The organism is Rhodovulum tesquicola, from assembly GCF_024128855.1.
Taxonomy (GTDB): Bacteria; Pseudomonadota; Alphaproteobacteria; order Rhodobacterales; family Rhodobacteraceae; genus Rhodovulum; species Rhodovulum tesquicola.
Genome location: NZ_JAMYDV010000001.1, coordinates 310,434 through 323,271, shown reverse-complemented (window position 1 = coordinate 323,271; position 12,838 = coordinate 310,434). Strand labels below are relative to the sequence as shown.

Genomic DNA, 12,838 nt, shown 5'->3' with positions numbered 1-12,838 from the left:
CTAGCATGCCGGACTGACGCGGGCAAACCCGCCCGCCGGGGCGGCGGTCGGGCTTTGCCGGGGCGGGGCGGATCGCTTATGCAGGTCACGGGCCGGCAAGGGAGGAACCGATGAGGATCACGCGACGCAGTCTGACGGCATGGCTTGGGATCTCGGCGCTGGCGGCCTGTTCGGGCGGGGTCGGCAGCCCGCCGCCCGCCAGCCGCGCGACGGCGCGGCCGGTGGCGAATCCGGCCTATGACGCCTGGCTGGCCGGGTTCCGCCAGCGCGCCGCGATGCAGGGCATTGCGCCCGCCACGCTGGACCGCGCGCTGAGGACCGCGGGGTTCCTGCCCGATGTGGTCGAGCGCGACCGCAGCCAGACCGAGTTCACCCGCACGCTGGAGGACTACCTGGCGATCGCCGCCTCGGACGAGCGGATCGCCAAGGGCCGGGCCCAGCTTGCGCGGCGGCAGGCGGTGCTGCGGGCCATCGAGGCGCGCCATGGCGTGCCGCCCGAAGTGGTGACCGCGATCTGGGGGCTGGAAAGCATGTATGGCGAGAGGCGGGGGGATATCCCGGTCGTCGCCTCGACCTCGACGCTGGCCTTCGACGGGCGGCGCGGGGCGTTCTTCGAGCAGCAACTGATCGCGGCGCTGCGGATCCTTCAACGCGGCGACGTGACCCCGGAACGGATGACCGGAAGCTGGGCGGGCGCGATGGGGCATACCCAGTTCATCCCGACCTCGTATCTGGCCTATGCGGTGGATTTCGACGGCGACGGGCGGGCCGATATCTGGTCGGACGATCCCGCCGACGCGCTGGCCTCGGCGGCGGCCTATCTGGGCCGGTCGGGCTGGCAGGCGGGGCGGCCCTGGGGGATGGAGGTGCAACTGCCGCCCGGTTTCGACGCCGCGCGCGCGGGGCGGGGCAACCGGCGCGAGGCGGGCGCCTGGTCGGCGATGGGGGTGCGGGACATGAACGGCCGCCCCCTGCCCGATCATGGGCCGACGGCGATTCTGGTGCCCGCGGGGCCGGGCGGCCCGGCCTTTGCGCTGTTCCGCAACTTCGACGTGATCCTGCGCTACAACAACGCCCAGAACTACGCGATCGGGGTGGGCCACCTGTCCGACCGGCTGCTGGGGCGGCCGCCGATCCGGGGACGCTTTCCGCCGGATGCCACTGGCCTGACGCTGGACGACCGCAAGGAGTTGCAGCGCCGCCTGACCGCGGCGGGTCTTGACACCGGCGGCGCCGACGGGGTGATCGGCGCCCGCACCGAAGCCGCGATCCGCGGCTATCAGCAACGGGCGGGCCTGCCGGTCACCGGACAGCCCTCGGCAGAGTTGTTGCGGCGGCTGCGCTGATCGCGGGTTGCCAACCCTAGCGGCTTGGATAGGTTGCTCTCTGCAATACGGCTGCTATAGATCTGGGCCACTTGCCGAATTTCCCGCATCCGCGGGAACAATTAACGCCCCTGAAGGGGCTTGGGAGGAAAGACATGTCCGAACAGAAATCGCTCGACCGCCGCTCGTTCCTGAAGAAATCGGCGCTGATGGGCGGGGCCGCCGCCGGAACCGCGCTGGCAGCACCCGCCGTGCTGGCCCAGTCGCCACTGGTGGTCAAGATGCAGACATCCTGGCCCGCCTCGGACATCTGGATGGATTTCGCCAGGCAATACGTCACCCGGGTCGAGGAAATGTCGGGCGGCCGCCTGCGGGTCGACCTGCTGCCCGCGGGTGCGGTCGTCGGCGCGTTCCAGGTGATGGATGCGGTGCATGACGGCGTGATCGACGCCACGCATACGGTGCCCGTCTACTGGTATGGCAAGCACAAGGCGGCGTCGTTCTTCGGCACCGGCCCGGTCTTTGGCGGCAATGCCAACACGATGCTGGGCTGGTTCTACCAGGGTGGCGGCGCGGAACTTTACCGCGAACTGACGCAGGACGTGCTGCGGCTGAACGTCTATGGCTTCATGGGCTTCCCGATGCCCGCCCAGCCCTTTGGCTGGTTCAAGGGCGAGGTGAACGCCCCGGCCGACCTTCAGGGCTTCAAGTATCGCACCGTGGGGCTGGCGGCCGACCTGCTGCAGGCCATGGGGATGAGCGTTGCGCAGCTTCCGGGCGGCGAGATCGTCCCGGCGATGGAACGCGGCGTGATCGACGCCTTCGAGTTCAACAACCCGTCCTCGGACTTGCGCTTCGGCGCGCCGGACGTGGCCAAGAACTACTACCTGTCGTCCTATCACCAGGCGTCCGAATCCTTCGAGTTCGTGTTCAACAAGGATTTCTTCGACGATCTGGACGAGGATCTGCAGGCGATCCTGAAATACGGGGTCGAGGCGGCCTCCACCTCGAACACCGCGCTGTCGCTGCGCGAATATTCCAACGACCTGGAGCGCATCCGCGAGGAGTTCGGCGTCACCGTGCACCGCACCTCGAAGGAAATCCTGGCGGCCCAGCTGGAAGCCTGGGACCAGATCATCGCCGATCTGGAAAAGGACGACCTGAACAAGCGGATCATGGACAGCCAGCGCGCATGGGTGGAAAAGGTCGCCTATTTCGAACTGATGGCTTCCCCGGACCTGACGCTCGCCTACGAGCATTTCTTCCCGGGCCGCCTGAACCTCTGACCCATCGGCAAGAGCTGAAAGACCCCGGCGGCCGCAGCCGCCGGGGTTCGTCGCGCGACAAGGGGGAATGGTCGTGGTCGGATTCATCCGTTTCGCCGACAACCTGTCGGCCTGGTTCGGCAGGGCATTCGCCTGGCTGATCATCCTGATGGCCGTGGGCACGGGCTACGAGGTCTTCGTGCGCTACGTCATGAACAACCCGACGCCCTGGGCACTGGACGTGTCCTTCATCATGTATGGCACGCTGTTCATGATGGGCGGCGCCTACACGCTGTCGCGGGGCGGGCATGTGCGGGGCGACTTCCTGTATCGGCTGTGGCAGCCCAGAACCCAGGCCAAGGTCGATCTGGTGCTGTATATCCTGTTCTTCTTCCCCGGCATCCTGGCGCTGATCTTCGCGGGCTGGAAATATGCCTCGCGCTCCTGGAGCTATACCGAGGTTTCGATCAACAGCCCGGCGGGCATTCCGATCTACCAGTTCAAATCGGTGCTGGTGGCGGCGGGGCTGTTGCTGTTCGTGCAGGGCATCGCGCAGGTCTGCCGCTGCATCCTGGCGATCCGCACCAATGAATGGCTTCTGGCCGAAGAGGACGTGTTCGAGACCGAGGACATCCTGATACGAGAGGCCGACAAGGCCGAGAGGGATCATCACATATGACGGACCCCCAAATCGCCCTGATGATGCTGGGGCTGTTCATCGTCTTCGTCTTCCTGGGCTTTCCGATCGCCTTCACGCTGATGGCGATGGGCATCGGCTTTGGCTATTACGCCTATTTCGACGCGGGCCGGATGTGGCGAAGCTTCAACCGCCTCGGCGAGGACGCCGACATGTGGGAGCGGTGGACCACCTGGATCGAGGGGGTGTTCAACAACCGCATCTTCGACCTGTTCGTGAACCAGACCTATACGGTGATGTCGAACGAGGTGCTGACCGCGGTGCCGCTGTTCCTGTTCATGGGCTATATCGTCGAGCGCGCGAATATCGTGGACCGGCTGTTCGGCACGCTGAACATCGCCGCGCGCAACGTGCCCGGCTCGATGGGGGTTGCGGCGCTGATCACCTGCGCGCTGTTCGCCACGGCGACCGGCATCGTCGGCGCGGTGGTGACGCTGATGGGCCTGCTGGCGCTGCCCGCCATGCTCAAGGCGCGCTACAGCCCGTCCTTTGCCAGCGGCATCATCTGCGCGGGCGGCACGCTGGGCATCCTGATCCCGCCCTCGATCATGCTGATCGTCTATGCCGCGGCCTCGGGCGTGTCCATCGTCCGGCTTTATGCCGCGGCGCTGTTGCCGGGACTGACGCTGGTCGGGCTTTACCTGATCTACGTCATGGGCCGGGCGATCCTGCAACCGTCGGTCGCGCCGCGGCCCACCGAGGAGGAGGTGCCGAGGGTGCCCTTCGGCAAGCTGGCGGTGATGATCGTCACCTCGTTCCTGCCGCTGGCCTTCCTGATCGCGTCGGTTCTGGGCTCGATCCTGTTCGGTCTGGCCACCCCGACCGAGGCGGCCGCGATCGGCGCGCTGGGGGGCATGCTGCTGGCGGTGATCTACCGGGCGATGAGCTTCAAGCGGCTGCGCGAAAGCGTCTATCTGACGGTGCGCACGACGGCGATGGTGTGCTGGCTGTTCGTCGGGTCCTACACCTTCTCGGCGGTGTTCTCCTATCTGGGGGGCGAGCATCTGATCTCGGAATTCGTGCAGGGCATGAACCTGACGCCGCTGCAATTCCTGATCCTTGCGCAGCTCATCATCTTCCTGCTGGGCTGGCCGCTGGAATGGTCCGAGATCATCATCATCTTCGTGCCGATCTTCCTGCCGCTGTTGAAGTTCTTCGAGATCGACCCGCTGTTCTTCGGCGTGCTGGTGGCGCTGAACCTTCAGACCAGCTTCCTGACACCACCGATGGCGATGTCGGCCTATTACCTGAAGGGCATCGCGCCGCCATCGGTGCAGCTGACGGCGATCTTCCGCGGGGTGATGCCGTTCCTGTTCTGCGTGATCCTGGCGATGGCGCTGATGTATATCTATCCCGATATCGTCTACTACCTGCCGAGGCTGTTCTATGGATAAGGCGAACCCGCGCGCACGGTCGGCCGCGGCGGCCCTGTCGCTGGGCGCGGTCGCGATCCGCGACAGGCTGGCCGCGGGCGAGTTCCGCGCCGCCGATCTGGTCGAGGCCAGCCTTGCCCGCATCGCCGCGGCCGAACCCGAGGTGCAGGCCTGGGCCTGGCTCGACGGCGATCACGCGATGGCGCAGGCCGAGGCGCTGGACCGCCACCGCGAAACCGGCCGCGCCATCGGGCCGCTGCACGGGCTGCCGGTGGGGCTGAAGGATGTCATCGACACCGCCAAGATCCCCACCGAGAACGGCGCCGCGCTGGACCGGGGCCGGGTGCCGCAGCGCGATGCCTTTCTGGTGGAACGGCTGCGCGCGGCGGGTGCCATCGTGATGGGCAAGACGGTGACGACCGAACTGGCCTTCCTGCATCCGGGCAAGACGCGCAATCCGCACAACCCGGGGCACACGCCCGGCGGGTCCTCCTCGGGCTCGGCCGCGGCGGTGGCGGCGGGCATGGTGCCGCTGGCGGTGGGCACGCAGACCGGCGGCTCGGTGATCCGGCCCGCGTCCTTCTGCGGGGTGACGGGGTTCAAGCCCAGCTTCGGCGCGATCCCGCGGCGCGGCGTGCTGATGCAATCGCCCAGCCTGGATACGCTGGGCGTCTTTGCCGACGACCCGCTGGGCGCCGCGCTGCTGGCCGAGGCGCTGTTCGGCCATGACGCCGCCGACCCGGCCACCGCGCCCGCCCCCCATCCCCGCCTGTTCGAGGTCGCGCGCGCCGCCCCGCCGGTCAGGCCGGTCTTCGCCTTCGTCCGCCCGCCCGGCTGGGACGACGCCCATCCCGAGATGCAGGCGGGTCTTGCCGAACTGGTCGAGGCGCTTGGCGATCAGGTCTTCGAGGTCGATCTGCCGCCCGCCTTTGCGGGTGCCGAGCCCGAGCGGCGGCGCATCAATTTCGCCGAGATGGCGCGCTACTATCATCGCTACGGCCGCGACCCCGACCTGCTGGCCGAGGAAACCCGCGCCGCGCTGGACGAGGGCAACGCCATTTCCGCGCGCGACTACCTGGCCGCGCTCGACTGGAAACCGGTGCTGAATGCCGCGCTGGCCGAGATCTTCGAGCGCTGCGACGCGATCCTCTGCCCCGCCGCCCTTGGCCCCGCGCCCGAGGGGCTGGGCTCGACCGGCAGCGCGATCTTCAACGGGCTCTGGACGCTATGCGGCACGCCCGCGGTCACGGTGCCGCTGATGACCGCCGGAAACGGGTTGCCGATGGGCGTGCAGCTTGTCGGACAGATCGGCAATGACGCGCGGCTGTTACGGACCGCGCAATGGCTCTGCGACTGGGCCGATGCATAACTGACGACGGAAAGGACCGGCCATGATCGACCGCCTGCTTGCGATTTTCGCCTTCGCCGTCTTCGCGGGTTTCCTGGGGATCCTCGCGATGGGCGTGCCCCGGCTCGACCTGTGGCTGGTCATCGGCGTGACCGTGGCGCTGGTGGCCTGGGATTTCATCGCCTCGAGCGGCAAGCCGCGGGGCTGACGGGCACGGGCGACGCCTTGCGCGCGGGTCAGGCGTCGACCTCGCCGCGCAGGAAGACGGGGCGGTCCGGTTCGGACAGATCGGGGATGTGGCGATAGCCGCCCGTGTCGAACTCCAGCAGCGCCTCGGGATCGGTCAGCCGCCGCTCGACCACGAAGCGCGCCATCGCGCCGCGCGCCTTCTTGGCGAAGAAGCTGACGATCTTCGGCCCGCCCGGCCGGTCCTCGAGGAAGACGGGCGTGATGACCCGCAGGCGCAGCGCCCCGATGTCGACCGCGCCGAAATATTCCTGGCTGGCGCAGTTCACCAGAATGTCGGTGCCCGCCGCCTGCGCGGCCTCGTTCAAGGCGCGGGCCAGCCGGTCGCCCCAATAGGCATAGAGGGTTTCGCCCCTGTCGGTCCTGAGCCGGCTGCCCATTTCCAGCCGGTGCGGCCGGATCGCGTCAAGCGGGCGCAGAAGACCGTAAAGCCCCGACAGGATGCGCAGCCGGTCCTGGGCAACGCGCAGATCGTCCGCATCCAGCGAGGCGGCCTCGAACCCGGCATAGGTGTCGCCCGCGAACATCAGGATCGCGGGCTTGACCGCCTCGGGCTGCGGCGCGGCGGCGAAATCGCGGAAACGGTCGGCGTTCAGGCGCGCGAGCTTGTCGCTGATATGCATCAGTTTCGTCAGCTCCGCCGGGCTCAGCGCAGATGCAACAGCGGCCAGATGCACCGCGTCCTCCTGAAAGGCGGGCGCCGTGGGGTTGATGCCCCCGACCGGCGCAGGGTCCAGCCGTTTCGCGGGCGATATGACGACGAGCATGAGAAGCCTTTTCCGAAACCGGCAGCACAGATAGCAGACGGGCCCGTGCCGTCCAGCCTTACTCCCCGGCCAGCACCTGAAGGAAGGCGGGGCCGAAGCGGTCGGCCTTGGCCGGACCCATGCCGGGCAGGCGGGCCATGTCCTCGATGCTGGCGGGGCGGCGTTCGGCGATGTGGCGCAGCGTGGTGTGGGGGCAGGACAGGAATTTCCCGGTGCCGTCCGCGCCGCGGCTCAGATCGCGCTGCACCTCCATCAGCCGGTCGAAGATTTCGCCCGCTTCGCGCCCCGCCAGCCGCAGCCGTGCCGGATGGGGCCGTTCGGCCGCCCCGGCGATCACCTCGAGGAATGCCGCGCCGTAGCGGTCGAGCTTGGTCGCGCCCACGCCGCCGATCCGCGCCATCGCGTCCAGCGTTTCGGGGCGTTTCTCGGCCATCTCGATCAGGGTGCGGTCGGTGAAGATGATATAGGCGGGCACGCCTGCGGCCTCGGCCAGCGCGCGGCGTTTCGCCTTGAGCGCGGACAGAAGCGGCGCGTCCTCGTCGGAGACCAGCGCCTTGACCGCGGGACGCGATTTCTCGGCGGCGATGGTGTCGCGGCGCAGCTCGATCGCGGCCTCGCCCTTCAGGATCGGGCGGGCGGCGTCCATCATGCGCAGCGCGCCGTGGCGATCGGGATCGGGGCGGACCAGATCGCGGCCCATCATCTGGCGGAACACCGCCTGCCAGCCGCGGCGGTCGAATTCGCGCCCCACGCCGAAGGTGGGCAACCGGTCATGGCCGCGGGCGCGGATCTTGTCGGTTGCGGTCCCTGTCAGGATGTCGATCAGGTGCTGGGTGCCGAAGCTTTCGCCCGTGCGCAGCATCGCCGACAGCGCCTTGCGCACGGCCTCGGTGGCGTCGAACCGCTCGGGCGGGCTGTCGCAGAGGTCGCAATGGCCGCAGGGTTCCAGCGCGGCCTCGCCGAAATAGCGCAGCAGCGTCTGGCGGCGGCAGAACGGTGCCTCGGCCAGACCCAGAAGCGCGTTCAGCCGGGCGTGATCGGCGGCGCGGCGTTCGGGCGGCGCGGGGCTTTCGTCGATCTGGGTGCGGCGCAGGCGGATGTCGTCGGCGCCATACAGCGTCAGCGTCTCGGCCGGGGCACCGTCGCGGCCCGCGCGGCCGATTTCCTGGTAGTAGGATTCGATGGATTTCGGCAGGTCTGCATGGGCCACCCAGCGGATATCGGGCTTGTCGATACCCATGCCGAAGGCGACGGTGGCCACCACGATCAGCCCGTCCTCGGTCTGGAACCGCGCCTCGACATCCCGGCGCGGCCCGGCCTCCATCCCGCCGTGATAGGCGCAGGCGGCATGTCCCGCCTGCGCCAGCGCGGCGGCCAGGCTTTCGGTCTTGGCGCGGGTCGCGCAATAGACGATGCCCGACTGGCCGCGGCGGGCGGCGGCAAAGGCCAGGATCTGGCGGCGCGGCTGGTCCTTGGGGGCAAAGGCGAGGTGGATGTTCGGCCGGTCGAAGCCGCGCAGGAAGGTCTGCGGTGCAACCCCGTCGAACAGCCGCGCCACGATCTCGTCGCGGGTTTCGGCATCCGCCGTCGCGGTAAAGGCCGCCAGCGGCACGCCCAGCGCGCGGCGCAACTCGCCGATGCGCAGGTAGTCGGGGCGGAAATCATGGCCCCACTGGCTGACGCAATGCGCCTCGTCCACCGCGATCAGCCCCACGCCGATCCGCCGCAACAGGTTGACCGTGCCGGCCGAGGCCAGCCGTTCGGGCGCCATGTAGAGAAGTTTCAGCGCCCCGGCATCCAGCGCGGCAAAGACCTCGCGGGTTTCGTCCTCGGTATTGCCGGAGGTCAGCGCGCCCGCGGCCACGCCCGCCTCGGCCAGCCCGCGCACCTGGTCGCGCATCAGCGCGATCAGCGGCGAGATGACGACCGTCACGCCCTCGCGCAGCAGCGCGGGCAACTGGAAGCAGAGCGACTTGCCCCCGCCGGTCGGCATGATCGCCAGCGTGTTCCGCCCCGCCGCGACGGCGGCCACGATCTCTTGCTGGCCCGGCCGGAAGGCGTCGAATCCGAACACGGACGACAGAAGGTCGTGGGCTGAGGCCATTGTCCCCTTGGGATGCTCGGATTACCGCTCGTTTTGCCCGACCTTCCCATAGCGGGGCGGCCGGGACAAGCCCAAGGGCGCGGCGCGGCCTTAATAGAAGGCCGAGGCGAGCGTGGGCAGAAGGATGTCGCGCAGCGCGATCACGATCACGAAGACGACCAGCGGCGACAGGTCGAGCGCGCCGGTATTGGGCAGGATGCGCCGGATCGGGCCATAGACCGGTTCAAGCAGGCGCGACAGCCCGTCCCAGATCTGCATCACCACCGGCTGGCGCGTGTTGAGCACCTGAAACGAGATCAGCCAGCTGAGGATGATGTGGACGATCATGATGAAGAACACGACGTCCAGGATCAGTTTCAACAACGCAAAGATCGCCATCACCATGTCAGGGCCTTCCGGATCGGGTTTTCCGACAGGTAATCCGGGCGGGCGCCCGGCGCAACCGCCATGACGCCGCGTTTTCCCTTGACGCCCGGCGCCCGCCGCGCGAGGCAGCCCCCGCCCGACCGGAGCCTGCCGATGTATCCCTTTCTGCGTCTCGCCAAGCAATTCCACGTTCACCGCAACGCGGCGCCGCTGCCGCTGACGGGCACCCATGTCTCGCATCACATGTGCTGGCCCTGGGATCTGGACCCGTGGATGGAGCTGAACAACGGGCGCACGCTGACGCTGCTGGATCTGGGGCGGCTGCCGCTGGCGAAACGGGTGGGGTTGATCGGGGCGCTGCGCGAACAGGGCTGGGGGCTGACCATGGCGGGGGTGACGGTGCGCTACCGGCGGCGCGTCCGGATGTTCGACCGCTTCCAGATTCGCAGCCGCTGCGTCGGCTGGGATGCGCGGTTCATCTATATCGAACAGGGCATGTGGCGCGGCGAGGAATGCTGCAATCACGCGCTTTACCGCTCGGCCGTGACGGATGCGAAGGGCATCGTGGCGCCCGCGCGCGTGATGGAGGCGATGGGGCGGGTGACCGCTTCGCCGCCGCTGCCGGGCTGGGTGTCGGAGTGGATCGCCGCCGAGGCACATCGCCCCTGGCCGCCGATGGCTGACTGAGGCAACCCGCAGCAGAGTTGCGCACCCGTCATTTCCCCTGTCTTATGCGGAAAATCGCAGGACGGGGGCAGGCGTATGGATGGCGCGGCAAGGCGGCGGATCTGGGGCTGGTGGTTCTTCGACTGGGCCTCGCAGCCCTATGCGACGCTGCTGCTGACCTTCATATTCGCGCCCTATGTCAAGGAATTGCTGGGCGACGGCAGCGCGGCGCAGGCGGCCTGGGGCTATGGCGTCGGCGCGGCGGGCATCGTGATCGCGGTGCTGGCCCCGATCCTGGGCGCGATCGCCGACAAGAGCGGGCACCGGATGCCCTGGATCCTGCTGTTCTCGGCCTGTTATGTCCTGGGCGCGGGGGGGCTGTGGCTGGCCCATCCCGAGACCTTCAGCCTGCCGCTGATCCTGTTCCTGTTCGGGCTTGGCCTTGTGGGGATGGAGTTCGCGACGATCTTCACCAACGCGTTGCTGCCCGATCTGGGGCCGCGCAACCAGCTTGGCCGCATCTCGGGCACCGGCTGGGCGTTCGGCTATGTCGGCGGGCTGCTTGCGCTGGTCGCGATGCTGGCGCTGTTCGCCGAGAATGCCGAGGGCAGGACGCTGCTGGGGCAGGCGCCCATCCTGGGGCTCGATCCCGAGACGCGCGAGGGCACGCGCTTTGTCGGGCCGTTCGTGGCGCTGTGGTATGCCCTGTTCATGGTGCCGTTCTTCCTGTGGGTCCGGGTGCCGCGCACCCCGCCCGTGGCCACGCTGCGCGAATCGCTGGCCAGCTGCCTGCCCGAGTTGCGCAGGACGCTGATGCACCTGCCGCGCACGCCCAGCCTTCTGGCCTATCTGGGCTCGTCGATGTTCTACCGCGACGCGCTGAACGGCATCTATGTCTTTGGCGGCATCTATGCGGCGGGGGTGCTGGGCTGGTCGGTGGTCGATGTCGGGATATTCGGCATCCTGGCCGTGATCTCGGCAGCGGTGTTCTCATGGGTGGGGGGCGTTGCCGATCAACGCTTCGGGCCGAAACCCGTGATCGGTTTCAACGTGGTCCTGCTGACGCTGGTCGCGATCGGGGTGATCCTGATCTCGCGCGAGAGCGTTTTCGGCATTGCCGTGCCGCCCGGCTCGAACCTGCCCGACATCGCCTTCTATGTGCTGGGGGCGATCATCGGGGCGTCGGGCGGGGCCTTGCAGGCGGCCAGCCGCACGATGATGGTTCTGCAGGCGAACCCGGCGCGGATGACCGAGTCCTTCGGCCTTTACGCACTGGCGGGCAAGGCGACCGCCTTCGTTGCGCCGCTGGCCATCGGGATCACGACGGACCTGACCGGAAGCCAGCAGGCGGGCATTACACCCCTGGTTGTGCTTTTCCTGATCGGCCTCGGTCTGCTAGTCTTCGTGCGGGCAGATGGCGAACGGGAGGACAGATGGCACGCATCCTGACCGGGCTGATCCTGGGGCTGGCGCTGGCAGCCCCGGCCGCGGCCGAGCCCAATGCAAGCGCGCTGTTCGGCGCAAAGGCGCGCCCTTCGGCGCAGCAGCCCGCCGCAATCGGCAGCTATGCGCGGGGCTGTGCGGCCGGGCTGGTCGAACTGCCCGAGACGGGGCCGACATGGCAGGCGATGCGGCTGTCGCGCAACCGCAACTGGGGCCATCCCGAAACCATCGCCTTCATCCGCCGGTTCAGCGCCGAGGCCACGCGCTACGGCTGGCCGGGGCTTTACATCGGCGATATCAGCCAGCCGCGCGGCGGGCCGATGACATCGGGCCATTCCTCGCACCAGATCGGGCTGGATATCGACATCTGGATGCTGCCACCCCGGCGGCTGAACCTGAGCCGGGCCGAGCGTGAGAAGATATCCTCGATCTCGGTGCGCAGCCAGGATCAGCGCCGGGTGAACGGGAACTATACCCGCGCGCATGCGGCGATCCTGCGGGCCGCGGCGATGGATCCGGCGGTGGACCGCATCTTCGTGACGCCCCCCGTCAAGATCGAGCTGTGCAAGACCGCGACCCGGGCCGATACCCCCTGGCTTCAGAAGATCCGGCCGCTTTACGGGCATGACACCCATTTCCACGTCCGCCTGAAATGCCCCGCGGGGGATCGGCATTGCGAAACCCAGCGCCCCACGGTAGCTGACCTGTCCAGGGGCGGGAACGGCTGCGACGAGACGCTGACATGGTGGGTGACAGAATATCTCGACCCGCCCAAGGCGCGGCCCGGCACGAAACCACCCCCTGCCCCGAAAGAGCGCCACCCGCGCGAGTTCACCATGGCCGACCTGCCCGCCCAGTGCCGCAGCGTTCTGGCCGCGGACTGAGCCCGGCGCCGGGGCCATTGCTGCGCCTTGTGGGCTGGCAGGGGCGATTGTCGATGCGGGTGGCGGGCCGGTTTGCCGCTTCGTGCCGCCGCCGCGGATCGGGAGGCACGGAACTGCGGTGGACGCGCATGCGGGCAAAGGCCGGGTGCATTCCTTCAGCCTGATCGCGCGCGACCGGGTCAATCCCGTCGCGGCGGGCTTCGGACCGGGTGGCCGGTTCCACCTTCTCGAAAGGGGGGCCGCGGCACCGATCAGGTTTCGCAGCGAGGCGGTGCTGCCGGAGATATCGGCGGGTCGGCAAGAAAGCTCTTTCGGCCTGGGCGCGCGGGTGGTGCGGCCCGGCTGGCGCTGGTG

12 protein-coding genes are annotated in these 12,838 nt (G+C 68.5%); 9 read left to right on the top strand and 3 right to left on the bottom strand.

Annotated elements, in window-relative coordinates:
* Positions 1-110 precede the first annotated feature (110 nt).
* The 6 genes from NHN26_RS01485 (at position 111) to NHN26_RS01460 (ending at position 6,216) form a co-directional block, all read left to right on the top strand.
* Positions 111-1,346, top strand: coding sequence for a lytic murein transglycosylase (locus NHN26_RS01485; RefSeq protein ID WP_253087747.1), 1,236 nt, complete (start codon positions 111-113; stop codon positions 1,344-1,346).
* A 134-nt stretch (positions 1,347-1,480) separates the two neighbouring features.
* The gene (locus NHN26_RS01480; protein WP_253087746.1) at positions 1,481-2,611 is read left to right on the top strand and encodes a TRAP transporter substrate-binding protein; all 1,131 of its coding nucleotides are present in this window, start codon (positions 1,481-1,483) and stop codon (positions 2,609-2,611) included.
* A 73-nt stretch (positions 2,612-2,684) separates the two neighbouring features.
* The gene (locus tag NHN26_RS01475; RefSeq protein ID WP_253087745.1) at positions 2,685-3,269 is read left to right on the top strand and encodes a TRAP transporter small permease subunit; all 585 of its coding nucleotides are present in this window, start codon (positions 2,685-2,687) and stop codon (positions 3,267-3,269) included.
* The gene (locus tag NHN26_RS01470; protein ID WP_253087744.1) at positions 3,266-4,681 is read left to right on the top strand and encodes a TRAP transporter large permease; all 1,416 of its coding nucleotides are present in this window, start codon (positions 3,266-3,268) and stop codon (positions 4,679-4,681) included. The genes NHN26_RS01475 and NHN26_RS01470 overlap by 4 nt, the downstream gene beginning before the upstream one ends.
* On the top strand, positions 4,674-6,029 hold the full coding sequence (locus NHN26_RS01465) for an amidase (protein WP_253087743.1): 1,356 nt from the start codon (positions 4,674-4,676) through the stop codon (positions 6,027-6,029). The genes NHN26_RS01470 and NHN26_RS01465 overlap by 8 nt, the downstream gene beginning before the upstream one ends.
* Positions 6,030-6,051: 22 nt before the next feature.
* Positions 6,052-6,216, top strand: a complete 165-nt coding sequence (locus tag NHN26_RS01460) for a hypothetical protein (RefSeq protein ID WP_253087742.1) — start codon at positions 6,052-6,054, stop codon at positions 6,214-6,216.
* A gap of 28 nt (positions 6,217-6,244) precedes the next feature.
* On the opposite strand, the gene yaaA is transcribed toward NHN26_RS01460, so the two are convergent.
* The 3 genes from yaaA to NHN26_RS01445 all read right to left on the bottom strand — a co-directional run bounded on the left by yaaA (position 6,245) and on the right by NHN26_RS01445 (position 9,506).
* A complete protein-coding gene (gene yaaA, locus NHN26_RS01455) occupies positions 6,245-7,021 on the bottom strand; it encodes a peroxide stress protein YaaA (RefSeq protein ID WP_253087741.1) in 777 nt (258 codons plus the stop codon).
* 58 nt (positions 7,022-7,079) lie between these two features.
* A complete protein-coding gene (gene recQ, locus NHN26_RS01450) occupies positions 7,080-9,125 on the bottom strand; it encodes a DNA helicase RecQ (protein ID WP_253087740.1) in 2,046 nt (681 codons plus the stop codon).
* 90 nt (positions 9,126-9,215) lie between these two features.
* Positions 9,216-9,506, bottom strand: coding sequence for a YggT family protein (locus tag NHN26_RS01445; RefSeq protein WP_132693433.1), 291 nt, complete (start codon positions 9,504-9,506; stop codon positions 9,216-9,218).
* A 138-nt stretch (positions 9,507-9,644) separates the two neighbouring features.
* Here NHN26_RS01445 and NHN26_RS01440 point away from each other — a divergent pair, with 138 nt between their 5' ends.
* From NHN26_RS01440 to mepA, 3 genes are all read left to right on the top strand, one after another.
* Complete coding sequence (locus NHN26_RS01440; protein ID WP_253087739.1) at positions 9,645-10,178, top strand: acyl-CoA thioesterase; 534 nt, start codon at positions 9,645-9,647, stop codon at positions 10,176-10,178.
* 75 nt (positions 10,179-10,253) lie between these two features.
* Positions 10,254-11,606 (top strand): MFS transporter, encoded by a 1,353-nt coding sequence (locus NHN26_RS01435; protein ID WP_253087738.1) that lies wholly within the window; start codon positions 10,254-10,256, stop codon positions 11,604-11,606.
* Positions 11,591-12,484 (top strand): penicillin-insensitive murein endopeptidase, encoded by an 894-nt coding sequence (mepA, locus tag NHN26_RS01430; RefSeq protein WP_253087737.1) that lies wholly within the window; start codon positions 11,591-11,593, stop codon positions 12,482-12,484. The genes NHN26_RS01435 and mepA overlap by 16 nt, the downstream gene beginning before the upstream one ends.
* The last annotated feature ends 354 nt before the right edge of the window (positions 12,485-12,838 follow it).

What these genes read in the sequence shown, in the direction of transcription:
- NHN26_RS01485 (WP_253087747.1), top strand. Translation starts at nt 111, where the DNA reads ATGAGGATCACGCGACGCAGTCTGACGGCATGGCTTGGGATCTCGGCG.
- NHN26_RS01480 (WP_253087746.1), top strand. Translation starts at nt 1,481, where the DNA reads ATGTCCGAACAGAAATCGCTCGACCGCCGCTCGTTCCTGAAGAAATCG.
- NHN26_RS01470 (WP_253087744.1), top strand. Translation starts at nt 3,266, where the DNA reads ATGACGGACCCCCAAATCGCCCTGATGATGCTGGGGCTGTTCATCGTC.
- NHN26_RS01465 (WP_253087743.1), top strand. Translation starts at nt 4,674, where the DNA reads ATGGATAAGGCGAACCCGCGCGCACGGTCGGCCGCGGCGGCCCTGTCG.
- NHN26_RS01460 (WP_253087742.1), top strand. Translation starts at nt 6,052, where the DNA reads ATGATCGACCGCCTGCTTGCGATTTTCGCCTTCGCCGTCTTCGCGGGT.
- yaaA (WP_253087741.1), bottom strand. Translation starts at nt 7,021, where the DNA reads ATGCTCGTCGTCATATCGCCCGCGAAACGGCTGGACCCTGCGCCGGTC.
- recQ (WP_253087740.1), bottom strand. Translation starts at nt 9,125, where the DNA reads ATGGCCTCAGCCCACGACCTTCTGTCGTCCGTGTTCGGATTCGACGCC.
- NHN26_RS01440 (WP_253087739.1), top strand. Translation starts at nt 9,645, where the DNA reads ATGTATCCCTTTCTGCGTCTCGCCAAGCAATTCCACGTTCACCGCAAC.
- NHN26_RS01435 (WP_253087738.1), top strand. Translation starts at nt 10,254, where the DNA reads ATGGATGGCGCGGCAAGGCGGCGGATCTGGGGCTGGTGGTTCTTCGAC.
- mepA (WP_253087737.1), top strand. Translation starts at nt 11,591, where the DNA reads ATGGCACGCATCCTGACCGGGCTGATCCTGGGGCTGGCGCTGGCAGCC.